The sequence below is a fragment of the Aliamphritea ceti genome (assembly GCF_024347215.1).
GTDB lineage: Bacteria > Pseudomonadota > Gammaproteobacteria > Pseudomonadales > Balneatricaceae > Amphritea > Amphritea ceti.
Map to the genome: position 1 here is coordinate 822,816 of NZ_AP025282.1, position 25,164 is coordinate 847,979.

The window sequence follows — 25,164 nt, forward strand, 5'->3', positions numbered from 1 at the left end:
CCATTAGCGTGTCAACTACTACCACCCAAACGGGGGCCATTGCTCCTGTTGGGAGTGGTGCGTCCCCATCTCGCATGAGGATGCACTATGAGTATTCAAACCCTCGACAAACTTTTGATTTGTCACATCGACTGTTCCATCTGGAGCGGTAGAAAAAAACTAAGGCCTGAAGATTTCAGATTAGCCAATGGCAGCCAACTTCCACCGAAGGATGTTGCCAGCTTAGGGAGTAAAAAAATTTGCGACCCAGAGGCATTGGCGAACTTTGAAAGGCTTAAGAAAGAAGCGCAGCGCTTGTGTGAGCAAGTCGGTGTGCGGTTTTTAGGTGGCTATGCCGTCCCTGAAGACCGAATTGATCAGATTGTTCCAGAGCTTGACCGGATCGGTCAGGAGTTTGCGCAGTGCAAGCAGTTGTTCTTGGACAACTATGATCAGGTGACGTTTGACTGGGTTGCAAAACACCCGGAATTTGCAGATGCAATCCGGCGTGCGCTGTCACCCATTGAAGATGTGGAACAACGGCTTCAGTTCGATTATGCCATCTATCGAATGCAACCGGCTGAACAAGCTGGTGGCTTAGATGACAAGGTCAATGGCATGGGACACACCCTCTTTAGGGAGGTGGCTCGTGATGCCAATGAACTGTTTGAGCGTTCAGTTGCAGGTAAGAATCAAATCAGCCAGCGAGCCCTTAATCCTCTGAAGCGGTTAAGAGACAAGTTGGATGGTTTGTCATTCCTGGATCATCGAGTCCAGCCGATGGTCGAAGCGATGGACAATTTATTTGTTCGTCTGCCGAAGACCGGCCCTGTGACAGACAATCTCTATCACGAACTGATGGCGACCATTTTAATTTTGTCTGATCCAGACAAGATGAGAATGCACGGTGAAGGTCAATTGGATATCAGACAACTGATGCCCAAACCTGAACCTAAACCCGCACAGCCAGTATCTGCTCAGCCAGATAACTTACGTGCAATACCACAACCAACCGTCAGACCAAACCTTGGTTCGACTGTACCAAACTCATTTTATTTTTAACGTCCTTGAGGGCATGTTGCCCTGAAGGGCGCATGTCCTCTGAACTATGTAAGAGGAAATTATGCAATCAACCATCCATAACCCCAGCCAACTGAAGCAGTTTGAAGCACATTTTCGTGGTGTGACTGATGCGGTTGAAAGTGAATCGATACCAGAAGTGGCGTGTTGTCGAACGTTAGTACAACGGTCGTACTCAACACATAGTGTCGTGATCCCCAAGAACCCTGTTTTGATCGCAGATGCGGACGCACAAGGAGCTTGGGTAACGGCCATGGTATTTGTTCCAAACATGGCATTGCAGCAAACCGCTTTTGAGCGGGCCTGGCTGCAATATCAACACGAGGTGTCTACTCAGTTACAAGACCAGTACGGTCTGACATTGGATGACATCCTGAGTTTAGACCAGCTTAAAACGTCATTTGAGCAGCACGAGAGTCCAGCTCAATTGGTGGCTTGGTTAGGTCAAAAATACGATCTGGATAAGCTAAAAGCACAGGTTTAAACACTCACATTCCCAGCGGGGAAGCGCTCCCGCTGAGGGAGTATTCCCCCTAATGATTAGGAGACTCCCATGAATCATCCATTAAAAAACGCACTGCCAATCGTTGCCGCAGCTTATGGCGAAAAGTTTGGTGTGAAGGTGCTTATTCAAGGACAAGATGCGTTTACCGATGGTGAGCGGATTGTGATCCCAACAGCAAACCCAGACGACCCACACTATCAACAGATAGCTTGGGGTTATCTGGCTCATGAAGCGGCGCATATTCGGCATACTAATTTTGACATGGTGCAGAAGGCGTCGTCCAAACCGATCCGTAAGGCACTTCTCAATATCATTGAGGACGTTCGCATTGAAAACGAATTGGCAAAGGATTACCCCGGAACCCGGCGCAGTATTTCGCAAGTGATTGAGTACATGGTGGACACTCAGCAAATGTGTGTACCTGAACAGCTTGAGCCTGCATCTAACTTGCAAGCATGGTTGTTGTTTCGCTTGAGATGCCACTTTCTGGGTCAGAAAGCGCTGACGCCATTGTACCAAGCGGTTGATGAAAGAGTGAGACAACTCTTTCCTGCCGCAGCGATGAGCCGGTTAAGCGCCATGCTGACAGCAGTGCCTAGCTTAGGCTCTACAGGTGAAGTGCTGAAACTTGTCGATGCCATCGTTGCCATGTTGGAAGACGAATCTCGTCCACCACAGGATGAGTCGGATGCTGATAGCGGTAATGACATTGGACAAGATGCGAGTAATGACAGCAATAGCAGTAGTGACAGTCAAACCCCAGAAACAGACTCGTCTGCAACAGGGGATGCTGCTGAAACGGGGGATTCAGATAACTCTGATCAAGCTGACAATTTGCGACAAGCCTTAGAGGCCAGTGCCGCTCAGTTTGAACCCGATACCTTTGCACAAGTGGCAGAAGTGTTGTCGGAACAAGCTGAAGGACATCAGGGTGTCACTCCACTCAGTTTGCCCCAAGCAGAGCAAGCTATGTTGGGTGATGAGGCCATCTTGACCTTATCGGCGTCTGAGTCCGCTCAAATTCGAGCCCGACTTAGGGGCATGGTTCAGTCCAGTCAGGACAATCGGAATCATGCCAAAAGGCACGGTCTTCGAGTTGCAACCCATCGTCTTGCCGCTTCACAAGCAGGTGAGTCGAGATTGTTTATTCAAAGGCAACCTCGCATTGCGCCTAATGCTGCTGTGCACTTGCTGGTCGATATATCGGGTTCAATGGGTAAACCCATTGGCGAAGGTAATCGAAAGTACTTTCATGTTGCCAATGAAGCCGCTTTGGCTTTGGCCATGGCACTGGAAGGCATACCGGGTGTTGTACCTGCGGTCAGTTATTTTCCTGGTATTCATCAGGAAGTTTCTATCGCGTTATTGCCCAAGCAATCGGTTCGACATCGGGCCGCCTGTTTTGACCAAAAACCACGAGGTTGTACGCCTATGGCACAAGCGATGTGGTTTGCGGCAAACAGTTTGTTAGCGCAAAAACAGAAGCGAAAGCTAATGATAGTGCTAACGGATGGTGACCCAGATGACTGGGCTGCCACGCATGACATTGTTGACCGGTGCAGACGCAGTGGCTTTGAGCTGCTGGGGATCGGGATTCAAACACGCAGTGTTGAGAAATTCTTTCCTCAAAGCATCGTGATTAACGACGTCAAAGATCTGAATCGTGAGTTATTCGAAGTAACACAACAACTGTTAATTCAGTAACCACATCAATTTTACCACCCTGCGGGGACGATTCCGTCCCCGCAGGGCATGGGTTCGTCTCCGCTTTTTTTTGGGAGACTCCTATGAAAAACAAAAAGTTCTTAGCTGGCGAAGAAGCCGGTACTTACATCGTTCCTGAGCAAGTGACTGAAGCGGATATCTTAGATATGGCGCTCAAGCTTGCCCGTGGTCGATTGAGTAAAGGTCGAAAAATTGAACAGCCATCGTCGGCGTTCTCATACCTGCAAACACTGATGCACGAGTATGAGCACGAAGTCTTTGGCGCACTGTTTCTTGATACAAAGCATCGCGTCATTCGATTTGAAGAGCTGTTCAAAGGCACTTTAGATGCGGCGAGCGTGTATCCAAGGGAAGTAACAAAACGAGCGCTAGAACTTAATGCGGCAGCAGTGATATTGGTTCATAACCATCCATCGGGTGATCCTGAACCCAGTGAAGCTGATAAACGCATCACTCATCGACTCCGTGACGCCTTGTCACTTGTTGATATTCGAACGCTTGACCATGTCGTGGTCGCATCCGAGGGCTGCGTTTCGCTTGCCGAACGCGGTTATCTTTAATGAATGGGCGCATTGCCTATTCTCCTTCATCACAAAAGCAGTCCTATCAGCACACGTCATCACAGCTCGAATTTCTATTTGAGTTTGATGATGCCCCAGTCACTTGGTCTGACACGGAAGTCTGGCAGTTACGCGAAGGCATTCTATTGGATGCGATCCGTGTATTGCTGGACGGTCGTGTCAGTACTCGATTGCGAAAGGATGTGTTGTCGTGGATTCAAAATGACGAATTAACGCCATTTTGCTTTCGTGTTTGCGCAATGGCTGCCGTTGTCGATCCTGATGTGCTTCGTGATTCCATCATGTGGCTATTAAGACGACATGGTATCCAGCTTGACTAACGTTCCTGTATTAACCAAACGGCTCAATTCAGGACCCAAGCTGACTTTTATCACTTGTGGTAGGAGTCGGCTTTTTACTTAAGGAGGTTATATGGCGATACCTTTACAGATTGACACAGTAAGGCCATATCTTAATGGCCAATGGCTTCAAATACTTGCGGCATTGGTGCCAGAACTTGATGCCGCTATTGCTCGAAAAGGCCGTCATGTGGCTTGCCCTATTCATGGCGGTCGTGATGGCTTTAGGCTGTTCAAAGATGCTGAATATACCGGAGGTGGCGTTTGTAACACCTGCGGGATCTTTCATGATGGTTTTGAACTGTTGTCTTGGATTAATGGATGGAACTTTGCTCAGTCTATTGAAGCAATCGGTCAAGTTCTAGGTATTCAACCCGGACAAGTACCAACTCGGGTAATACCGAGTAACGCTGTTGACTGGAAGACTAAAAAGCAGGAAGAGGACAAAGCGATTATCCATCGCTTGAATCAAACCTGGGGAGAAACGTTTTCTCTTGCAGATACTCGTGCGCAACCAGTTTGGAACTACATGCATCGTCGTGGCATTGTTACGCGGGTACGTCCTGAATGGGATTCGGTGCTGAGGTTTCATCCAAACTTGCCTTACCATGATGAAGATGGTCTGTTTATCGATAGCTACCCAGCGCTGCTAGGTAAAATCGTTACTCAGCAAGGGCGTTCGGCCACGTTTCATCGGATCTACCTTAGTGAAGATGGATTCAAAGCGCCGGTTGAAAAGCCTAAAAAGATGATGCCAATACCCAGTGACAGAACAATCACTGGTGGTGCCATTCCGATAGGTGAGCCTGGTGAGGTACTAGGTGTTTCTGAAGGCATCGAAACTGCTTTAGCGGTTACCAGAGCAACGGGGCAAACATGTTGGTCGGTTGTGAATGCAACGCTACTGGCTAGGTTTGAACCACCAAGTAATGTGAAAATGCTGTACATCTGGGCAGATCATGATCTCTCTGAGACCGGCCTGAATGCAGCGAATGAACTCAAGAAAAAAGCCTGGCAGAAAGGCATTCTGACACAAGTCCTGATCCCTCCGATACCAACGTCACTCGGTGTGAAAAGTTGGGATTGGAATGATGTGCTGAATGTTTACGGTGCCATGGGCTTTCCTAAAGTTCATATCTAATTGAAGGGGCTTCGGCCCCTTTTGACTAATCTGTCAAAACTCAAACTGATGAGTCTAGATTACCGAAGATGTTGGTTCGTTTTTTGATTTTTATCAATCTAAAAAGTAAGGAATTTATTGCAATCGACCCAGTCATTATATAATTTAGATAAATTATATAATGTGTCCGTCAAATGCTGGAGTTCCAGAATGAACGAATACGAGATTTTTGCGCAAATAAAGAGTGCACTCAGTGATGCCCCTCGCAATCAATACACTTCTGAGCTGCATCTGCAAATGATCAAATATGCTGATGAGTTGAAGAACATCACAGCCAAAGAGTTTTGTGAGGGAGTTGGCCTGCGAGGTAGTTTCGGTACGGAATTCAGCAAGATGCGGAATCTGACTCAGCGCTTGAAAGCGGCGGGGTTGGATACTGCAAAAATTTGAGAAATCAAGCAAGCCCATTTGATTTTCAGAAACGGAAATAAGAACAACTATTCATAGGAGACTTTAATGGCGGACTCTGAGCAAACCACAACGACCCCCGAGGCCATGAGGGATTCAGTGATCAGCATGGCGGTTGAGTCCTGGCGCTTTGGCCGGGTGTTTGACCGTCTGCTGATGAAACTCGATGCTGGGGAACAGAACCGGTACAAGAGCCAGTTCCGCTGGTTTATCAAAAAGGTCGAAGAAGCCCTTGAGCAAGCGGATCTGCGAATCGTCAACGTCGAAGGGCATCCCTTCGATCCCGGCATGGCCGCCACTCCGCTGAATATCGAAGAGTTCGATACTAAGGATGCCTTGATGGTCGATCAGATGCTCGAGCCGATCATTATGGGGAAAGAAGGTTTAGTTAAGACAGGAACGGTCACTTTGAGGAAGGTGGAACTATGAAAAATTTCGTTGGCATTGACCTGGGTACAACAAACAGCGCGATCTGCTCCTATGACGGTTCCGAAACCCGCATCTGGAAGAGTCCTGAACAGAATGATGTTACGCCATCAGCTATTTATATTGATCGTCGTGGCAATAAATATGTTGGTAAGCGGGCTTACGATTCTGCACCGCATAGCCCAGACAACTCAGCGATGCTATTCAAGCGTGTAATGGGAACAAGTACGCCAATTCAGTTATCTGCAGTAAATCTTACCAAGACTCCCGAGGAATGTTCAGCTGAAGTACTAAAAGTGTTGTTCGGCTACTTGCCAGAAGAAATTAGAAATGATCCTGATACGGGGACTGTAATAACTGTTCCGGCAGCATTTAACCAGATGCAGAAAGACGCAACAATGCAGGCTGCTAGTATGGCCGGGATCGGGAAAGTTGCACTTATGCAGGAACCCGTAGCTGCAGTAATGAGTGTCATGCGTGCCCGTAATACAGATGGAATGTTTCTAATTTATGATTTGGGTGGCGGCACGCTCGATATTGCCATTGCAGAAAGTATTGGAGGAAGGGTAAATCTTCTTGCTCATGGTGGCATAGCTATGTGCGGTGGTCGGGACTTCGATCGAGTATTAGTCGATAATGTTGTTCGTCCTTGGTTACTTGAAAAGTTTGACCTCCCAGAAGACTTTTCTGTAAATCCTAGTTATAAATCTCTCATTAGACTGGCTACCTGGGCTACCGAGCGCGCAAAAATTGAACTTTCAGCGCGCGAGGAAGTTGTTATTAGTCTCTCAGAAACTGAAACACGAGTTAGAGATCTGAGCGGAGATGAAATCTATCTCGATATCCAATTAAAACGTGAAACTTACGATAATTTGATTGCAGAGCGCGTAGCTGAATCGGTCAACTCAGCTCGCGAGGCTTTAAATAAAGCTGGGCTATCTCCTCATGACCTTGAGAGAATTGTGTTTGTGGGTGGCCCAACCAATTACAAGCCTTTGAGAGATAAGGTTGCTTATGAGCTTGGAATACCTGGAAATACCGATGTGAATCCAATGACAGCCGTGGCCGAAGGAGCTAGTCTTTTCGCTGAATCTATAGACTGGGGTTCCCAGAACCGATCGCGAAAAAGCACCCGAGGTCAAATCTCCTCCGGTGGAGGATTGGAACTATCTTTCAATTACATTGCTCGTACTCCGAATGTTAAAGCGAAGATAGCAGTGCAGCTCGCTGGGCAAGCAGCATCTGGTTCAGAGTTTCAGGTCGACTGCGTCGACACTGGTTGGACCTCAGGCCGCCTGCCTCTCAAGCATGGCGCAACCATCGACGTCACCCTGACAAAAGCTGGTGACAACACTTTCAAGGTATTTGTTTTCGATTCTGTAGGCGGACCCATTGCTCTGCAACAGGACAATATCGTCATTACCCGAACCGCTGCCTCAGTGGATGCAATTCCAGCCTCTCACTCGGTTGGCATTGAAGTATTGGAGAAACTTGGCGGTCGCCCCGTTCTCGACTATCTGGTTCGCTCGGGTGACTCGCTGCCCAAGAAGGGCAAAAAGGTATTCAAGGCCGCTGAGTCGCTCAAATCCGGTGCCTCGGGATCGCTCAACCTGAAACTCTGGGAAGGCGAAATCGAAGACCCCATTACCGACAACCGCCCCATCGGGGTGTTGAAGATTTCCGGCTCCGACTTCGATGACGGCGTGATTCCCGCCGGTGCCGATCTGGAATGCGAATATGAGATCCTGGACTCCGGCAACATCAACATTGAGGTCTCCGTACCTTGCATCGGCGGCACCTTCCACTCCGGTAAGAACTTCTATTCCCGCCAAGAGGGACAGCTCGACTACACCGCCGCGGCCGTCATGGTTTTCGAGGAAGGCGAAAGAACGCTGAATCGCATCGACGAAATCAACGAGGTGGTGGACAACCCGAAGCTGGAACAAGCGCGGCAGAAGCTTGAATCTGCTGTCTCGCTCGATCCAGAGGAAGCTGAGACCGAGAAGTCCCAAGAGGCCATGGAAAAGGTTCTCGAGGCAAGGAAACTTCTTGCCCAGGTCCGAAAGGAGCATCTGAAGGAAATCCGGCAGATTGACCTCGATGGTGTCGTTTCCTTCTTTGATGAGTATATCCGCCAACATGCCCGTCCATCAGAGGCGTCGGCTTTTGACAATCTGGCAAAGACTGCACAGCGCTCAATCGACCGAAATGACAAAGACTTTGAGCACCACCTTGATGAGCTGAAAGGCAAAAACTTCGAGATCCTATGGCGGCAGGATTGGTTCGTGGTCGAGCGGTTCAAATCGATGGTCAACTCGCCCCACCTGTTTGCCGACAAGCACCGTTTCGAGGAACTCGCCCAGATCGGCACGCAACTCATGCGCTCCGATGACATTGAAAAACTTCGCGCCGTTGTCGCCCAGCTTTCGATGATTCAGATCGGCGGCGGCCCAGACAACGAGATGTTCGATGTAGCCAACATTATCAGGGGATGATTTATGGAGAACGACTTATGGCTGCCTAAAGGGTACGAGTTGCCGGATGGTTCGAAAATCCGGTCACGCCTCTATTCCGGCGACGAGTGGCAGATTTTTGATACCAATGGCTCCAACAATATTCTGGTCACGCGCCCGGAGCTGATGCGGAAGTGGAATGATTGCGGTTTTCTCGACGAATCCCTGTTCACAGAGGTCTCGTCTGGAACTGAATCTTTCCGGAGCCTGAGTAGCCATAAGAAGTACTCCCTTACTCCAGTAGAAAATGGCAAGTCACCCGAAAGCAAGGTTGATGCACTGGCCTTTGCTTTCGCCCTCAAAGAGTCTCGGAAGCTATCGCAGGATGCCTCATTTCAAGATGCTGTTTATGTGGAGCAGTACTCCAGACTGCTCCCAACCTGGACGCTGAAACCTCACGTCGATGATCAAGTGGTTTTGGGTACCTGGATCACCGGAGGGGTCGTCATCTCCACAGAGTCCTTCAGGCGTTTGACCACTTTGAAAGGGTGGATGCCTGCTGGCGATCTGGCCGAAATCGTAAAGGCCGCGGGGTTTACCGTACCAGCTGATGCGGGCCTACTGGCCAAGCGCAAGCCCGCCTCTCAAGCTAAGAGCGACGCGAAGGCCGCTATTGCCAAGGAGGCAACCGAACCTGAACAGCCGCAAACGCCTGAAGAATCAGCCGAGGCCAAGGTTTTCAAACTTCCAGGACGGCCGCAGCTCGAGGAGTTTTTTAACGAACACGTCATCGACATAATCTTCAATGCCGAGAAATACCAGGCTTTGGGCATCGATTTTCCTTCCGCCATTGTTCTGCACGGGCCGCCAGGTTGTGGCAAGACTTTTGCCGTGGAGCGGCTTGTCGAGTTTATCGATTGGCCCAGCTACTCGATTGATTCCAACAGCGTCGGCAGCCCCTACATTCACGAAACCAGCAAGAAGATCTCCGAGGTTTTTGACAAGGCAATTGATGGGGCTCCATCCGTCGTCGTGATCGACGAGATGGAATCTTTCCTGTCGGATAGGCGCTCCGGCAGCTCGTCCGGATTGCATCACGTCGAGGAGGTAGCGGAATTCCTTCGGCGGATTCCGGAGGCCATCAAAAACAAGGTACTGATAATCGCTATGACAAATCTGATCGAGATGATCGATCCGGCCATTCTGCGTCGCGGACGTTTCGACCACATCATCGAGGTGGGCATGCCGTCGCGGGAAGAAGTGGCATCGCTGGTGAACTCACTTTTGAGCAAACTACCGAAGGCCGACGGCCTTAACGTGGACAAGATCCTCGATGCTCTCACGGGCAAGGCGCTCTCCGATTCGGCTTTTGTCATACGCGAGGCCGCACGACTTGCTGCCAAGGCCGGGAAGACAGAACTCGATCAAACCAGCATTGAGGCAGCATTGAACAGCCTTCCTAAAGACCAAGAGAAAAAAAACAGACGCATCGGATTCGTCTGGGACGACAAGTAACCGGAGGGGAGCATGGACCTTTTACAAAATCCTTTTCACATTCTAAGTGCCAGCCCCCGCGATAACCGTCGACGGATCATGGAGTTGGCTGATGAACGCAGCCTTTTGCTCGACTCAAGTGAGTGCATGGAGGCACGTTCGGAGTTGACCAACCCCCGGAAAAGGCTCTCCGCTGAAGTCGCGTGGCTGCCAGGTATTGGGCCGAAACGAGCCGGAGAGCTGTTGTCGATCATCGAATCCTCGCCAACGGATTTGCTTGCGGTCGGTAATCTGTCGTCAATTGCTCGGGCAAACCTGCTTGCGGCAGGCATCGCTCGCTTGCCTGAACACAATGCGGATGACGTTGCGGAGTGGATTCTTGAGATTGCCTGGGCTTTTGAGGACCTCGACCCCGATGAACTGAGTGTGATCATCAACGAAGAACGGATTGTTTCCGGCTTTCCGGAGGTGTCGGACCTCTCAGCCGTTGAAGCTGAAATTCAGGAACGGCGGAGACACTATCGCAAGGTCATCAAGTCGGCCCTTGACAACCTTTCCCCAAAAGAACTCGTGGAAGCAGTTACAGTTACCGTCGAATCCGCAACTGATGATGGAGAGGAACACGGCCCTATTCTAATAGCCGACCTCGTCGATTCGTATGAGGTCGAAGCGCAGGGATTCCTTGATAAGGAAGAAGGAAACATAATAGCCCTCGTGGGAAAACTGCGAGCCGCCGTCGATGCGGAACAGTCAGATTCTACCTTGGCCCCCATGGTGAACCAGCTAATCCAGATCGTAAAAAACTGGGATACTGTTGCTCAGCCGATTCAGGTTAGCACGAAGAGCCGAGGGCTCGATCACGACGCGAGTCACCGCGTTGCAAACCTCGTTCGCAGTTTGGCAATCCATATGTTTAACGAGCACGGAAAGCTCGATTTCTCGCAGCAACTCACGAATATGCTGCAGGAAGTGTTCGCGGAGGTTGCCGAGGTTGCCGAACGTACCGCTGAGGATGCAGATGCTCTTGCTGAGATTGCCGAAGAACAGCTTCGCTATGTCGAAGGTTTGGTAAACAAGGCTGAAGAGTGGCGAAGGGAAATAACCTATGAGGCGGAAGTCGGAGCCATTTTCAAGGATAAGCTTCGTATTTCCCCCGAAGGCATTGAGTGGAAAGGTCGCCGCTGGGATTTAGATTCTATCACTCGCGTTCGATGGGGTGGCACCAAGCATTCTGTAAACGGTATTCCAACTGGAACTACGTACAGTATCGTTTTCGGTAACAGCTCAAATTACACCTCAATTGAGCTAAAGAAAGAAGCTACCTACTCAAATTTTATTGACCGTCTATGGAAGGCAGTAGGTGTTCGCTTGTTAACAGAGTACCTACAGGGACTTCGAGAGGGGAAAAAGTATCGTTTCGGCTCTACCATCATGAGTGATCATGGTATGGAGCTGGAAAGGAAAAAACTTTTTGGCAGCAACGAGCGCATCTTTTGCCGTTGGAGCGAACTGGTGGTTTGGAATGGCGCCGGTGTTTTCTGTATAGGAAAAAAAGATGATAAGAAGCTGGCTGCAGCGTTCTCCTACCAAGAAGAGGACAACATTCATGTCTTAGAGGCAGTTATTCGAATGTTTTGGAAACAGGGTGGCGATAGGCTAAGTAGCCTCTTGGGGGAATAAAATTTATGGATGAAAAAGACAACAAACGCGGATTTTCTGGGCTCTCCGATCTGACCTCGGACACCCGGACTGTCCCACATGCTCAACGCCAAACCAGCCCACAGCCATCAGCGCCACAAAAATCAGTGTTCGCCTTGCTGGAGCTGACCAAGTGGCCAACTCTTCCGGCTCCATGGTCGAGCGTTGACAGCGGCGAGACCTGGATCTGGGGAGATTTCTTCCTGACCTTCCAGAAAAAGCCAAAGAACGTTCTTGACCTCACCATGGAAATGCAGGGGAAGAAAGCCGAGTACCGGGGGATGACCTATCACTACGCCATGTCGGTTTTCTACCGCATCGACAGGAATCCTCATGGACCATCGCACCGACCGATCATGACCATTGCCCTCGAGCAGGCCGATATGGGCATGCTGGCCAAAATGCTCGGCAGCGAAGCTGGCGAGCTCCTTCAAGCCGAGGGTGGCAGCAAAATGGGACCGCTGATGATTGGTCTCTTTACCGGCGAGACACGATTGAACCTTGGTGATTATGAAGGCGACACAAGCCCACAGTCGGTCAAGCGGAGGTTTTTCGAAATCCTGGGTCGGCAGTTGGGAGTAAGCGGCCAGCCAAAGATTATAGGCGACCTGGCGCAGGCGCATGGGCATCCGGATACGGGACTGCCCGCCAAAAAGAAAAACTCCGGATGCGCCCCTGTGATTCTTTTGTGCATTGGCATTGGTGGCCTGGGCGCTTGGGGGCTGACGTTCATATGAGGGAGCTCGGCATGGCGGTTTTGCGAGGCCCATATATTGGCTTGAGGATTTGAAATGAATGACAAGAAGGGATTTTCCAGATTATCGGATCTGACTTCAGATGTAGAACCCACATCTGAGAAGGATACAAGTCATACACCTATCCAGGAAAGAGGTGCATCTGGAATAAACCATGAGCATGCCTCCAGGAAACTGCCTGGTGAGGATAGTGATTCTTTTGCAAGAGAATCGGCGAAGGCAGGTTCTGGCAGTTTTTTTTCTGGGATAGTGAAGTTATTGCTGGCTATCCCTTGGCAACTTTATCTTGTGGGTGGTGTTGCAGGCTATTTCTATTTTCAAAGCGGAATTGAAGACAGAGAAATTAGTTCATTTCAAAGCGAAATTAGCTATTACCTCTCGAGAAATAACAACTCGAACAGTGTCCCTTCACTCATGCCAGGGGTTCTCCCTGTTGATCTTGGAGCAAGAACTGTCGACAGGATGCTTTTCCGGATAAAGGACGATTACAAGCCGAAATCTGCTGGAGACGTTTCTTATGTCGTGGGGTTTAATTGTTCAGATGAGGTAGTCGGCTCATATTCAGACGGAGCTTCCGGCTATCAGAAAAGTTGTGACATCTATGTTATCGATGTCCGTAGCCACACCTGGAGTTATGTCGGGAACTTCACCGGCTCCGAACCACCGAAGTCAAAAAAAGGCAGCGGGAGTAGAACGGGATCGCATCCAGCTCAGGACTATCTGAGAAGGGCTGGTGTTATGTGATTGGGGAATTTGTTCAAAGCTCGACATTAATTCAGGCTCTTTCTGGCATTGGCAACGGTGTCCGCAGCGCTTGGGAAGTGACCGTTTTATGAGTGAAATTGGAAGGTTTGACGTGCATGGCTGGTGATAACGATAATGATAAAAAAGGCTTTTCTGGTCTTTCAGACTTGGCGTCCGAGGTCAGTGACATCAATGAGCCCATAAAGCCGGAGCCAAAAACGGAGGCTAAGCCATCAACGCCTAAGCAACCACCCCAGCCCCAGCGGGACACTACGACTTCCGAACCCGAGCAAAAATCTACAAGCTCTCCTCCGCCTGTCGAAACAGTAAACACTGGCAATAACGAGGGCGGCTCTGGCGGCAAATGGATTCTTGGCATTATCAGTGTCATCTTTGTGATCTGGCTGATTAATAATGCAGAGCAGAGCAACAAAAAGCCTTCATATACTCAGCCATCGTCGTCACAGAGCTACGGTTCCCCGAAGAGCACACCGGCTCCGGTTACTCAAACGCAAAGCACCAGCCAAAGTGCCGGGCTGCAATATACAAAGCCTTCGGTCGGCTCCAATAACGTACTGTCCGTACCGGAAATTCGCTGGTGTATCCGCGAAGGCATTCGTATTGAAGCGATGCGCGACATCATTGATAACAATACGGGCATCGATGAGTTCAACCAAATCGTCAACGATTACAACAGCCGCTGCGGGAGCTACCGTTATCGCGAGGGTTCCCAGTCTCGAGCTGAACGTGATGTGGAAGCCTACAGAACCCAGATTGTCTCGGAAGCCATTCGGGAGGCCAGACAGTTGGGACGTTCCTATCAACCATCCTATCCATCTGTTTCACCAGGAGTATCGACCAGCACCGCTCCCAAGAAGCCCAATGCCCAATTCACTAGGGAGGCTCAACAGATCTTAACCGATCTTGGCTACGAACCCGGACCAGTCGATGGTGATTATGGCCGCCGGACTGCGGACTCGGTGAAGGCTTTTCAGCGTGATGCAGGTATCACCCAGGATGGTTGGATCGACCAGGATCTTCTTTCCGTGTTGAGGCGAGTTACCAGCCAGCGTTCCAGCTCGCCTCCGAGAGTTGAATCGAGACCAGCGAAAGAAACAAGAAGGTCAAGTGGAATCCCTGCTAATGCAAGTATTGATTACACCGGCCGCAAGTGGGTTTGCGATAGTGGCTATCGCCCTGAAGGTGATAAGTGTGTGAAATTCTATGTCCCACTTAACGCAAGCGTCGACTACACCGGCCGTAAATGGGTTTGCGACAGTGGTTATCAGCAGGTAGGTAACGAGTGCGTAAAACTTAAAGTTCCTGCGAATGCCAGTATTGATTACACCGGCCGCAAGTGGGTTTGCGATAGTGGCTATCGCCCTGAAGGTGATAAGTGTGTGAAGTTCTATGTCCCCCTGAACGCAAGCGTCGACTACACCGGCCGTAAATGGGTTTGCGATAGTGGCTATCGACCTGAAGGCGACAAATGTGTGAAATTTTCCGTTCCGGCGAATGCCAGCGTTGACTATACAGGTCGCAAATGGGTCTGTGATAGTGGCTACCGACCGGAGGGAGATAGATGCGTCAAGTTTTTCGTTCCTGCAAATGCCAGTGTTGATTACACTGGCCGCAAATGGATCTGTGACAGCGGCTATCAACGTGCAGGTGACAAATGCGTTTCCATTTTCGGGCAATAATTCATGCCTTGGACTTCGGAACACACTAAATGGCTGGTTGACACCGGCGAACGAACGACTGAAGACCGCCGACGGCAAGGAGGTCGAGGTCTGGGAGTTCCGTCATGAGAACGACGAGGCAGTGCTCTCCGCATGGGCGAAACACTTCCGCAATCATATTGCTTTGACGGCGAAATAGATTGTTGGCACAGAGGGCGCAAGTGCTCTCGCGGGGAGTATCTATACCTTTCTTAATTGAAGTTGCAGCGTTGTTGACAGGCACTCACAAACCTCATGACATAGTGTATCTATGTTCACGAAGTGCTCAGAGGCTTTGTTCGTTGGTCGCCTACCTGCAACTCCAAGTTGTTTGGGTATAAATACCATAAAGTTTCTGACCCCAAAGCTGCACTAGGTCCCAGCATACGCGCTGGCGATTTCGGCGAAGTGCTGGTAGCCGATTTTCTTGAATATCTATTCGGCTACTGGGTTCCACGCACTCGCTATAGTGACAAAACCATCCGAAACGAGTCGACAAAAGGCAGTCACATCGGCTTTCATATCGTCAAGGATGGCAAAGCATCTTCGAAGGATAGGCTGGAGATCTTTGAAGCGAAGGCGCAATTCTCAGGAAAGAAGGCCAAGGCGAGACTTCAAGATGTGTAGTCAGAAACACACACGATTCCTTCATCTATCTGGCCAATCACTCTTACGGGGATCTTTAGCATGTTAGCTCAATGAAATTTTCTGGAGCTGACAATGAGAACCCCTTTGTTACCTTGGTTTATCCTGTGGGTGACCATCCCAATCATTATTTTCTTTCTATTCATCTTGCCCGCCCATGCCAGTGATGGTCCATTCTATCAGCGTGGTCAGGAAGGCTGGTTTTGGTATCAGGTCATTCCTGAACCAACGGAGGCTGAAGAGCTTATAAAGCCGGAACTTGGTTCCGTTGAGCCCAGTCAGGACGAGCTAAAGCCCTTCAGTGCTGCCTGGTTTCGTGAGCACATGCAGTCGTTCATGGACAAGGCAATTGATGAGCCGACGAATGAGAACGTCAGAGCCTATCTGTATCTCCAGCGCGTCATGATGGATAAGGGCTCACAGTTTGCTGATGTTAGTCAGCAGGTGGTCATGGGCGATCCTGTCTTGGATGAAATCAGTCGCAGACCCTTGGCTACCTATGCTGCCAATCGGATGGATCGAGAAGCTGGCTCTCAACGAGATATTGCTTTAGGTGAAGTAGCAAAACGGGCTGGCTTGTTCTTCTTCTATCGTTCGGATTGCCCTTACTGCCATGCTCAAGCGCCTATCATCGAATCCATGGCTTTGAACTACGGTTTCGAGGTGTTTGCTATTGCTGTCGATGGCTTGCCTTTACCCGGTGGAGAGTTTCCCAATTACAAGATCGATTCAGGACAAGCACAATCGTTGTCCGTTACGACTGTTCCAGCGGTCTTTTTAGTAGACCCGCCTAATGTCATCACTCCGATTGGCCAGGGCGCAATGAGCCTTGATGAGCTCAATAATCGAATCATTCTTGCAGCCCATCAAGCCGGTTGGATTGACGATCAAACTTACTATGCCACCAGACCTGTTCAACCGGGCGTGTCACTCGCGATGTCAGCCCAAGAGCTTAACGAAAAGATATTACAGGACCCTGAGTTCCTTGTTCGCTATCTGCGTGCACAAGGAGGGTTATAACGATGAAAAAAGTATTTCAAGTATCGCTAATCGCGTGTGCGATTGGTTTTTCGTCTATGAGCCAAGCAAGTTTGCAACAGGAGATGAACCAGTTGTTTGGTTCAATGACCAACAGCACTGCGCCTGGTGTATTCGAGAGTCAACGACGTGGCGTTATATCTGGAGGAAGTGTTGTTGTTCGTAACAGGATCATGAATGAGAACCTCGTCTCCATGGTGCCACCGTCATTCCAAGCCGGTTGTGGCGGCATTGATATGTTCGCTGGAAGTTTGTCATTTGTTAACGCGGATCAGTTTGTTCAATTACTTCGCTCTGTTGCTGCAAACGCCAAGGGATATGCATTCCAATTGGCGCTCAGTGCTATGTGTGAGAAATGCTCCCAGCACATGGAGACACTACAAAAGAAAATCCAGCAGTTGAACGAGTATTTCGGCAATTCCTGTCAAATGGCTCAGGGAGTCGTGAACGATACCCTGGCTGCTTTTGGTAAAAAGGGGCAAACAGAAGCCAGCATGTTGAGCTCACTTAAAGGGGCTGGAGACGTTTTTACCAGTTGGAGTGAATCCAACGGTAAGAACCCTTACGAGAATGCTTCAAGTGTCGCGGCATCTGATGTGAACAAAACGATTAAAGGTAATTTGGTCTGGCGAGCACTGAAACGTCATTCGGCATCAAGCTGGTTTGCATCGGGGGATGACCGTTTTCTTGAAGCAGTTATGTCTGTGACGGGTTCGATCATTGTTGGTGATTTAGCGAATGCCGCTGATGGCCAAGGTAAAGCCCCAAAACTGACCAGACTGAATGGCAATAAAGTGACTATTGAGCATCTAATTCATGGTGGTAACGTCGCTATGTACCGATGTGACACAGTGACACAAGACGGCTGTCTGAATCCGACAATCACTAACGTGACCCTAACCGGGTTATCAACCCAGGTAGAAAATTTACTGCTTGGTACAGGTTCTAGTAACGGCATTATTTTTAAGTTTGCTCGAAATACTGGGGCAGCTAGCACCACCGAAAAGGCTTTTATGACCTCGGCTCCTGCGAGCATTGGCGGCATGATTCGAACACTTTCTGCATTAAATGAAGGGGCCGCTAGGTCGTTTGCTTCAAGAGCGGCACCATTTATTGCTGTTGAGATGGCCCGAGCATTGGTTGAAGACATGCTCAATGCTGCTAGAAGCACCTCTGGTGTGGAAGATCATGCCTATGCGAAGTTGTTAACTGAAGACCTTGAACGTGCTCGTCGCCAAATAAATGAGGAATACGCTGCGTTACAGCGAAGATACGGTTCAGAGCAAGAATTGCTGGCGCATTTTAATCAGGTGATTCAGACCATTCGCAAACAGCGTTATTACACCGTTAAATCTACGGCGCTGGGGGAATAGATAATGTGGGAGATCTATTCCATCGGGGATTCGGCTTTTTTAGAAAAGGTCCTGAATGCTGTCGCGATGATCACTGGTACAGGCGACTTTACTTCAATGGTTCGGATTGGCTTGCTCATTGGGGTATTGATGGTCTCTGTTCAGGCCTTAATGCAAGGTGGTCGTGGGATTAACTTTCAACACGTCTTAGTCTCATGGCTAGTCTTTGCAACCATGTTTGGGCCCAGTACCCGAGTGAGCATTGAGGATGCGTACACGGGACAAGTTCGAGTGGTTGATAATGTGCCCATCGGTGTTGCTGCCGCAGGCAGTACGATTTCGACTGTTGGCTTTCAAATCACGCGATTGTTTGAAACGGCGTTCTCAACTCCCGCCATGACGGAATACGGCTTTGCATCCAGTTTACAGTCACTGATTAAAGTGAGAAAACAGGTGATGGATCGCTCTGGGTTGGGTGATGCAAATCGTGTCGGCGGTTCGGACATAGAGCAATCGTGGTTTAACTACATCAAAGAATGCACCTTGATTGGCATCGATATTAGCCAAAAAAACCTCGATCAGGTGCTGAGTGATCCTAATCCGATGACTGCGATTAGGTTTGATTCGCGCATTTATGGCACTCGAATTATGCTCAGTGGTAGCAGTAGCGATCTGGACTGCACCGATGCCTACAGCCAACTGAAACTCATGACAGAATCAACCTTCATTCCAAGGCTTAAACAGGTTCTGTCGGCCTCATTGGGGACTTCGTCAGCCACGGACACTGATGACGTGATCCGAAATGCACTGAATAACCTTGGTTTGGCTTCGGTTAACACCCAAGAGTACATGACCGCGTCAGTGCTTTTGCCTATTTATGAGCAAAGCGTGACGGGCAAGTATATGGATGATCAAGCTTTCACCGCAGCCGTTATGGTTAACCAAGCGATTGAGCAGCGCAATACACAATGGGCGGCGGAGCAGACCCTGTTCCAAAGTATCGTTCGTCCGATGATGACGTTTTTTGAGGGTTTCATTTACGCCATCACCCCTTTGATGGCCTTTGTGATAGCCCTTGGCCAAATCGGGATGCGAATGGCTGGGAAGTACTTGTTAATCCTGCTTTGGATTCAACTTTGGATGCCTGTCATGGCCATCATTAACCTATATATCCATTTAACTGTTGCTGGGAAAATGTCGGCGCTTGATGCCTTTGCAGGTACAGAAGTGCCATCTTTTGCTGGGATGATGCAGATGGATTCAGTGCTGCAAACCTGGATAGCTACTGGCGGCATGTTGGCGTCGAGTGTTCCGGCGATTTCGCTCATGCTCGTGTATGGCTCAGCAATAACCGCTACCCACTTGGCTGGACGTCTTCAAAACGGTGATGCAATTGATGAAAAGATGGCAAGTCCAGATGTCGCGAAAAATGCCCCGGTAATGCAATCACAGTCAATGTTCCAAAATTCAGCCCTTACGGGTTCTGCTATGACCGGCGCGTCAAACCTACTAAGCAGTTTCTCTGTCGGAAACGCGGTGGGTTCAATGGTCGGCTCTGCAAAAGAATCCATGACTCAGGCAACCCAAGCCTTTAGTCGTCAGGTTGGGAATACTATGAGTCGAACTTTTGGTGAAAAGCTAAGTTACGACAACCTGTCTTCGGTTGGACGTCAGATCGGCTCATCTAACTCCGCATCTAGCGCCGTTGTTAATCAGGTTACTGATGACCTGCAAACTCGGTATGGTTTTGGAGACGATAAAAAAGATGCTGTACGTGGCTTGGTATCGGGCGTGCTATCGGGAGGCCTAAGGGTCGGTGGCGATGGAACCATTACTAATCCCGGTGAGAAAGAAGTTGCTGATAAGGGCTTTCTTGGAAGGCTTCTTGGTACTGGCGGCAATGATTCTCCACAGGGCAACTTGCCAGGAGTCGATAAGCCAGACTCATCTCGTGTACCAAAACTATCAAGGGTACGAGCAGGGCTGGATTTAGGTGGTAACTTTAGTGGCCAAGTTGAGTCGTCAGAAGGCAGTTCTCGATCTACGACCGCAAATACGCTCACTGGGGAGATGCAAAGCTTGGCATCAAGTGATTCACGACGTGCTGAGTATCGCGATGCGATGGTTAAGGACCTTTCAGACTCAAGACGTTCTGGCGTTGAAATGTCGTTGTCTAACCAAGACTATCAGTCACTTCAGAGTTCAGCACAAGACGTTGTCACGGCATCAAATCGCTTTAGTGAGCTTGATCAGGCCAGCTACAGTCTATCAGGACAAAGAAATACTGATGGTGCGACGTTAACCCGATTAGCGGCGGACAATCCTGAAGTCATGGATTATTTAGGTCGCTATATGAACCAGCATGTTGAAGCAGGTAACCGTTTACGTGAAAACCTTCCAATGTATCAGCGCTTGCTACCTGATGATAATCAGGCGTATGTAGCGGCAGCTATGGAGTCTTTAACATATAGCAACTCTTCAACGCCCGCTGAACGCGACAATGATTATCAAGCTGCAATGACGGTTATGGCCATGGCTACCGGAGCCGATTTACGATCAATTCAGCCGCGCTCAAATGAAGGCTTGTCATCAACTGCACCTACTTTTGGTGGTACTCAAAGCCAAGTTGAATCGGGTGTATTGGGCGGCTACGAGGATGCAGCAACAGTTCAAACTCAGTTCAACGCAGCTCAATCGGCTTACCAAACCAATCTGTCTGGTATAGATGGACAGTTGAATGCGCATCAGCAGCAAGCTCAGCAGGCCGTAGCTACTGACACAAGTACCTATCAATCTGGACTAAACAGTGAAGCTGGATCTCAGTGGCGATCACGCATTATGGCTGATGATAGCGGAGTTTCTGGTGCTGAAATGTTCTTCAACAGCGCCAGTGCTATTGGTGATTTCAGTGGCAAGCATACTGATGCAGCACTGCATACCTTGAATCACTTTGGCGAAGACTATGAGAGTTACAAAGAACAAGCGCTTGAAGATCCTGGCTCACGAGGTTTCTTGCACAATGCTACGGTGGCTAGCAAATCAACCTGGGATGGCTTAAAAGCCGCCGTTGATGCAGGAACCTCTTTGGAAAACCCTTTGACGGCGTTTAATGATGCATACAGTGGATCGAGTTCGCAGTATGCCTCCGAAGTAAACTGGGGCACTAAGTCTGAAGCCATGTTGGCTGGGGCATTCGGTGCGGCAGTTAACAATCGATATGGTGAGTTCTTAGAACAGTATGCCGATGATTTTAAACAGGAAGCATACAGCGAAGGGCAGAGAATGGGATTGACCCCGATTCAAAGTCAAGTGTTCGCTCAAGCTTTCAATGAAGGTTTGGCGGGGCGCGTTTTCAACTCTGAAGACTCATCGAGTTGGTCGCCTGAAATGCTTGGCCTAAGGGAACAAATGCTAAATGAGTATCGTCAAAAGGATGAGAGTGGCGCTTACATCCCCGACAGTGTGTCCGAAGAAGATAAAGCATTTGTGGATAAGCAGATTGCAGTGATCTCAAATGCATCCCTTGCGGGAGATTATGCTCAGAACAACTTGATCGATATTAGGGCCTATAACCAGGCATCAGGAAGGAACTAAAAACAGAAGGTAGCCAGCTTGTGGTGGGCTGGCTATTTTTTTGGCTTTTTGGGATACCTAGGATAAAAGCCATCAAAAAACGAATGGAGCTTATACCAATACCATTTTTCTTCAATGCTCAAAGTTCTACCCGAATCTTTAACTTGGCTGCTCAAGAATCTAATTCCAGTACAAATAGCTAAGAAAAAGAGTCCCAAACCAACAATTGTCCAACTCGCTTGCCAATATGCGATTGCTACAAGCATAGTAATGATGGCTATAAGTCCGATGGGATTACAGGTCGCTTTGAATCCCAAGTAGCTGAAAAAAACGACGGTGCAGAACAGAAATGGCAAAGCCGCTAACTTGGCAGATGCCGTTAATATTTCTGATGGAAAAAAATGAGCCGCAGCCAAAGTCGCCAGAAAAAGCCCCAGTGATATAACCCAGCAGCGTGCTGGTAAAGATTTAAGTAAGCTTGTCATCTTAGTACTCTCAAAGTGCACGGGCGGTGCACAATCAAATCATGTATCAGCATGTTAGTTCTCATAAAGTGCTCTAGTGGTTTGCTCGGCCATAATCTCGCACACAGGACATTTAAGCTGAATGCGCTGTTGAGATACCGTCAAATACAGACTACCGCATCGACACCGGTGTAAGGATGCAAGCTGTGATCTTAAATCACGAGCTAGAACCCAACCTTCATTGATGGTCAGTTTTTTCCAGGGGATCTCAGCTGGAAGATCTGCCTCTTCTCTTGCAACCAAGTACGCATCGTAAGCCTTCATCAAAGCATCGATATTTAATTTCTTGTAGACATTATCACCACCAATATTGACATAAAGCGCCATCAGCAGGGAGCCTTCAACTAGGGCTCTTCTGCTTTTAACGATGGCATCAGATTCTGGCAATTGACCAGGACAAGGTGACTTGCCAGTCACTTCTTTGTGCAGCCTTCTGATAATGTGGATTGGCAAACCTGTATCGAGCGCGATAATGGTCGTTCGAAATCCGTACTTAATAAGCAGCGAGGCTCGGGTAAACAGCTCACTTTTGGACAGGTTATCAATCATGCATCCCCCTTGTTGTTTAGGGTTGATAATAAATAAGCGATTCTTGGGATACCTGTGCCTTTGCTCTTCACCATCTCAATCAGTTGGCTTTGGTTACCCCTTGGTTGAAACAGCATGAATGATGAGGTCGCCACTCGTTGCAGGTCGTCAACACCGGCATTAATCAGTGCATCCACCACGTCGCGTGTAAGTCCAAAGCGCAAGACCGCCTCTTGCGGATCAATTCGCGCTAATTCACGTGCTGCGTGTAGGTACGCCAAATTTAATTGATAGAAGTCTTGTTGATTGGTTGTCATTGACGGACCTCCAGTTCATGTAAAATATTGCGATAGATAGAAAGCACTCTTTGCCCATACCAGCGTGCACGTTCTTCGTTCCAACTGTGATAGCGGCCTATGCCAAGCTCTAAATCGTTTGGTGAAGACTTGATTGCTTCGGCCAAAATACTGGAGCCGACAGTAAGGTTGGTGATGGGGTCTAGCAGTTCGGCTGCTGAGCTCACTCGATGCCCATGCCAATGCAAATTGATTTGCATAAGGCCAATATCGAGCTGGTATTTTTCACTCTCTTGAAGTGCCTGGTTTAACAGTTGCTCCGCTTCTGTCTTAGATTTGGCGTAGGTTGCGTTTGAACCATTGCGAATTGCGTATGGCCATGGACTGGTCATGTTAAGACCTCGATGTGAGGCCGACTCAGCCAAGGCAACGGCGTAGAGCATGACTGGATCAATACCAACACTTTGTGCTACTTTTTCCCACTGATAGCCCGGAAACGCATAGACTGAAGTGCTTGCGGACATGGCTATCACTAGGGCAACGGTTTTTGCTTTAATCGTTTTCATTTTTGTCCTCTAATTGATTTCCGAGAAGCGCCTGAATGGCTTTCGGGCTTATTCTTTTCAAAGGCACTGCGCTAAAATTGGCGATGCCTCTCGTGTAAACTTGTGCCGCTTTTGACCAGTCACCCACGGCAACAGGCGCTTGTATATCAAATCCTTTTTGCTGGTTGTGATGGTCTGCAATACCCTGTAATAGCCTTGGGTATTCACCCACTTCGTCCCGCAGCAAGTAAGCCTGGTAGCGTGTTAAAAACTCTTTTTGCTTAAAGGGGTATTCCCTGTCATCAACCTTGCAGAGTTCAACCCATCCACCCATATCTGAAATCACGCGGTGAATAAGCGCATCGTCAAACATCACGGATGTCCAAGCGCCAACCTGACGAACAGCCTTGTCAACTTTGTTCCAAGCAACCATGGCTCTTGAACCCGAGTTGCCATCGATATGCTTGATGACGTCAGCGGGCTTTGGAAAAAATTGCCCAGTATCCGGTGATTGAATATGCCGAGTCAGACCGATTCGCACTTCTTCAATGCTATAAGCACGAAGGGCTTCAAATGCGATGGATAGCAATTGCGGTGATACGCTTTTGCCATACATGGCCCAAGCGGCTCCCCAAACCTCAGCAAACTCGCGTTTATCAACCTCCTGCACTTGAACGAACCTCCCGAATACCTGGTCCGGCCCAACTTTCAGCGATGCGACGATTGCTTTCTTCAATATTCAACTGGTGATTGCTGCCTTTTAGGCTCGTCGGTGTTTGCTGTGCTTCATCAATGCGAACGTACTCGTCTTCCCATTGCCGGTTTAAAAGCCAGTTATGTGGCATAGGGGTCTTAGTCCGATCCTGATATTGCAATCGGTTTTCACGTTGCTCTTTCCAGCGTGTTAGCACTTCCAAGGCGAGTTCATGGTCTTCATTGAGGCCCATGCGTAGCCATTCTTCTTTGGCTTTCGCTTTCTTTTCTTTGCGTATTTGCACATCCCAGAAGTCTTCAAACTGTATGTGGGCAACAGTTTTTACTGTTGATTTATTGCTTCTCTCAGAGTCATCCGACCGTTGAGAGTCCCTTACCGGGTTGCCATCAGGCATAAACAATGATGAAAATTCTTCTGGAAGCCGAGCTTGGAAAGCGGCAAGTGACTTCAAAAGCGATGCCATACCAACGAAGTCGGCAGGTACATCTTTAAGCAACCGAAAGGCTGCCTTACCTTGGTTTGGGTTTTCGATTGGGTTGTGCTTCAGAAAGCTCCGAATCAAAGTCCAACCGGATTCCTCGCAACGAATCAGGAACTTATCTTGTTCTAACTCACTTAAAGCCTTAGCAACTTGTTGCTCATCCCAGTTCAAGTCAGAAGCAACGTAACCAATCGGCAACCGAAAGCAGCCAAGCAAATTACAATGTGGGCATGTAAGCAAATACAGTCCTAGCAACTTCGCAGAGTCACTCCAGGACAAAACGTTTTGCTTTAGCCAAAAGCGGGTGTAGACCTTGCCATAATCACGCATGGAGGTCCTCGCTTCTGTGTTTACGTAAAATGCTGACCATTACTTGCCCTTAA

Annotated in this window: 24 protein-coding genes; 18 read left to right on the top strand and 6 right to left on the bottom strand. The window is 48.9% G+C overall.

The features are described from left to right. Nucleotides 1–87: 87 nt before the first annotated feature. The 18 genes from OCU49_RS03735 (at nt 88) to OCU49_RS03815 (ending at nt 21,713) form a co-directional block, all read left to right on the top strand. The gene (locus OCU49_RS03735; protein ID WP_085627050.1) at nt 88–1,041 is read left to right on the top strand and encodes a DUF3150 domain-containing protein; all 954 of its coding nucleotides are present in this window, start codon (nt 88–90) and stop codon (nt 1,039–1,041) included. A 61-nt stretch (nt 1,042–1,102) separates the two neighbouring features. Beyond that, on the top strand, nt 1,103–1,543 hold the full coding sequence (locus OCU49_RS03740) for a hypothetical protein (protein WP_032469941.1): 441 nt from the start codon (nt 1,103–1,105) through the stop codon (nt 1,541–1,543). 69 nt (nt 1,544–1,612) lie between these two features. Beyond that, nucleotides 1,613–3,268, top strand: a complete 1,656-nt coding sequence (locus OCU49_RS03745; protein ID WP_261843661.1) for a VWA domain-containing protein — start codon at nt 1,613–1,615, stop codon at nt 3,266–3,268. Between the two features lie 83 nt (nt 3,269–3,351). After that, nucleotides 3,352–3,849: a RadC family protein gene (gene radC, locus OCU49_RS03750; RefSeq protein WP_238134355.1), complete on the top strand. Its 498-nt coding sequence runs from the start codon at nt 3,352–3,354 to the stop codon at nt 3,847–3,849. Then, on the top strand, nt 3,849–4,190 hold the full coding sequence (locus OCU49_RS03755; protein ID WP_261843662.1) for a plasmid-related protein: 342 nt from the start codon (nt 3,849–3,851) through the stop codon (nt 4,188–4,190). The genes radC and OCU49_RS03755 overlap by 1 nt, the downstream gene beginning before the upstream one ends. A gap of 91 nt (nt 4,191–4,281) precedes the next feature. Then, on the top strand, nt 4,282–5,349 hold the full coding sequence (locus OCU49_RS03760) for a DUF7146 domain-containing protein (protein WP_261843663.1): 1,068 nt from the start codon (nt 4,282–4,284) through the stop codon (nt 5,347–5,349). 189 nt (nt 5,350–5,538) lie between these two features. Continuing rightward, nucleotides 5,539–5,778 carry an HTH-like domain-containing protein gene (locus tag OCU49_RS03765; RefSeq protein ID WP_261843664.1) on the top strand — a complete coding sequence of 80 codons (240 nt, stop codon included), beginning with the start codon at nt 5,539–5,541 and terminating at the stop codon, nt 5,776–5,778. Nucleotides 5,779–5,844: 66 nt separating this feature from the next. After that, on the top strand, nt 5,845–6,225 hold the full coding sequence (locus OCU49_RS03770) for a hypothetical protein (protein ID WP_109247970.1): 381 nt from the start codon (nt 5,845–5,847) through the stop codon (nt 6,223–6,225). Further along, entirely contained in the window at nt 6,222–8,717 is a 2,496-nt protein-coding gene (locus tag OCU49_RS03775; RefSeq protein ID WP_261843665.1) for an Hsp70 family protein, read from the top strand. Before OCU49_RS03770 ends, OCU49_RS03775 begins: the two co-directional genes overlap by 4 nt. A 3-nt stretch (nt 8,718–8,720) precedes the next feature. Beyond that, entirely contained in the window at nt 8,721–10,190 is a 1,470-nt protein-coding gene (locus tag OCU49_RS03780; RefSeq protein WP_261843666.1) for an ATP-binding protein, read from the top strand. A gap of 12 nt (nt 10,191–10,202) precedes the next feature. Beyond that, nucleotides 10,203–11,849, top strand: coding sequence for a hypothetical protein (locus OCU49_RS03785; RefSeq protein ID WP_261843667.1), 1,647 nt, complete (start codon nt 10,203–10,205; stop codon nt 11,847–11,849). A gap of 5 nt (nt 11,850–11,854) precedes the next feature. Continuing rightward, nucleotides 11,855–12,604 (top strand): hypothetical protein, encoded by a 750-nt coding sequence (locus OCU49_RS03790; RefSeq protein WP_261843668.1) that lies wholly within the window; start codon nt 11,855–11,857, stop codon nt 12,602–12,604. A 54-nt stretch (nt 12,605–12,658) separates the two neighbouring features. Next, complete coding sequence (locus OCU49_RS03795; RefSeq protein ID WP_261843669.1) at nt 12,659–13,366, top strand: hypothetical protein; 708 nt, start codon at nt 12,659–12,661, stop codon at nt 13,364–13,366. Between the two features lie 116 nt (nt 13,367–13,482). Next, nucleotides 13,483–15,066, top strand: coding sequence for a peptidoglycan-binding protein (locus OCU49_RS03800; protein WP_261843670.1), 1,584 nt, complete (start codon nt 13,483–13,485; stop codon nt 15,064–15,066). A gap of 300 nt (nt 15,067–15,366) precedes the next feature. Continuing rightward, nucleotides 15,367–15,711: a Hachiman antiphage defense system protein HamA gene (locus OCU49_RS23795; RefSeq protein ID WP_512699306.1), complete on the top strand. Its 345-nt coding sequence runs from the start codon at nt 15,367–15,369 to the stop codon at nt 15,709–15,711. A 93-nt stretch (nt 15,712–15,804) separates the two neighbouring features. Next, nucleotides 15,805–16,749 (top strand): thioredoxin family protein, encoded by a 945-nt coding sequence (locus tag OCU49_RS03805; protein WP_261843671.1) that lies wholly within the window; start codon nt 15,805–15,807, stop codon nt 16,747–16,749. 2 nt (nt 16,750–16,751) lie between these two features. Next, complete coding sequence (locus OCU49_RS03810; RefSeq protein ID WP_043116926.1) at nt 16,752–18,140, top strand: conjugal transfer protein TraH; 1,389 nt, start codon at nt 16,752–16,754, stop codon at nt 18,138–18,140. A 3-nt stretch (nt 18,141–18,143) separates the two neighbouring features. After that, complete coding sequence (locus OCU49_RS03815; RefSeq protein WP_261843672.1) at nt 18,144–21,713, top strand: conjugal transfer protein TraG N-terminal domain-containing protein; 3,570 nt, start codon at nt 18,144–18,146, stop codon at nt 21,711–21,713. A gap of 32 nt (nt 21,714–21,745) precedes the next feature. Here the strand turns inward: OCU49_RS03815 and eexS are convergent, their stop codons facing one another. The 6 genes from eexS to OCU49_RS03845 are packed head-to-tail and all read right to left on the bottom strand — an operon-like array spanning nt 21,746 to nt 25,111. After that, nucleotides 21,746–22,177, bottom strand: coding sequence for an entry exclusion protein EexS (gene eexS, locus OCU49_RS03820; protein WP_078461284.1), 432 nt, complete (start codon nt 22,175–22,177; stop codon nt 21,746–21,748). Nucleotides 22,178–22,231: 54 nt separating this feature from the next. Then, complete coding sequence (locus OCU49_RS03825; RefSeq protein ID WP_261843673.1) at nt 22,232–22,765, bottom strand: FlhC family transcriptional regulator; 534 nt, start codon at nt 22,763–22,765, stop codon at nt 22,232–22,234. Continuing rightward, nucleotides 22,762–23,061, bottom strand: a complete 300-nt coding sequence (locus OCU49_RS03830; protein WP_000210563.1) for a flagellar transcriptional regulator FlhD — start codon at nt 23,059–23,061, stop codon at nt 22,762–22,764. Before OCU49_RS03830 ends, OCU49_RS03825 begins: the two co-directional genes overlap by 4 nt. Further along, nucleotides 23,058–23,606 (bottom strand): lytic transglycosylase domain-containing protein, encoded by a 549-nt coding sequence (locus OCU49_RS03835; RefSeq protein WP_261843674.1) that lies wholly within the window; start codon nt 23,604–23,606, stop codon nt 23,058–23,060. Before OCU49_RS03835 ends, OCU49_RS03830 begins: the two co-directional genes overlap by 4 nt. Continuing rightward, nucleotides 23,593–24,255, bottom strand: a complete 663-nt coding sequence (locus tag OCU49_RS03840) for a DUF6475 domain-containing protein (RefSeq protein WP_261843675.1) — start codon at nt 24,253–24,255, stop codon at nt 23,593–23,595. Before OCU49_RS03840 ends, OCU49_RS03835 begins: the two co-directional genes overlap by 14 nt. Next, nucleotides 24,242–25,111 carry a hypothetical protein gene (locus tag OCU49_RS03845; protein ID WP_261843676.1) on the bottom strand — a complete coding sequence of 290 codons (870 nt, stop codon included), beginning with the start codon at nt 25,109–25,111 and terminating at the stop codon, nt 24,242–24,244. Before OCU49_RS03845 ends, OCU49_RS03840 begins: the two co-directional genes overlap by 14 nt. Between the last annotated feature and the right edge of the window lie 53 nt (nt 25,112–25,164).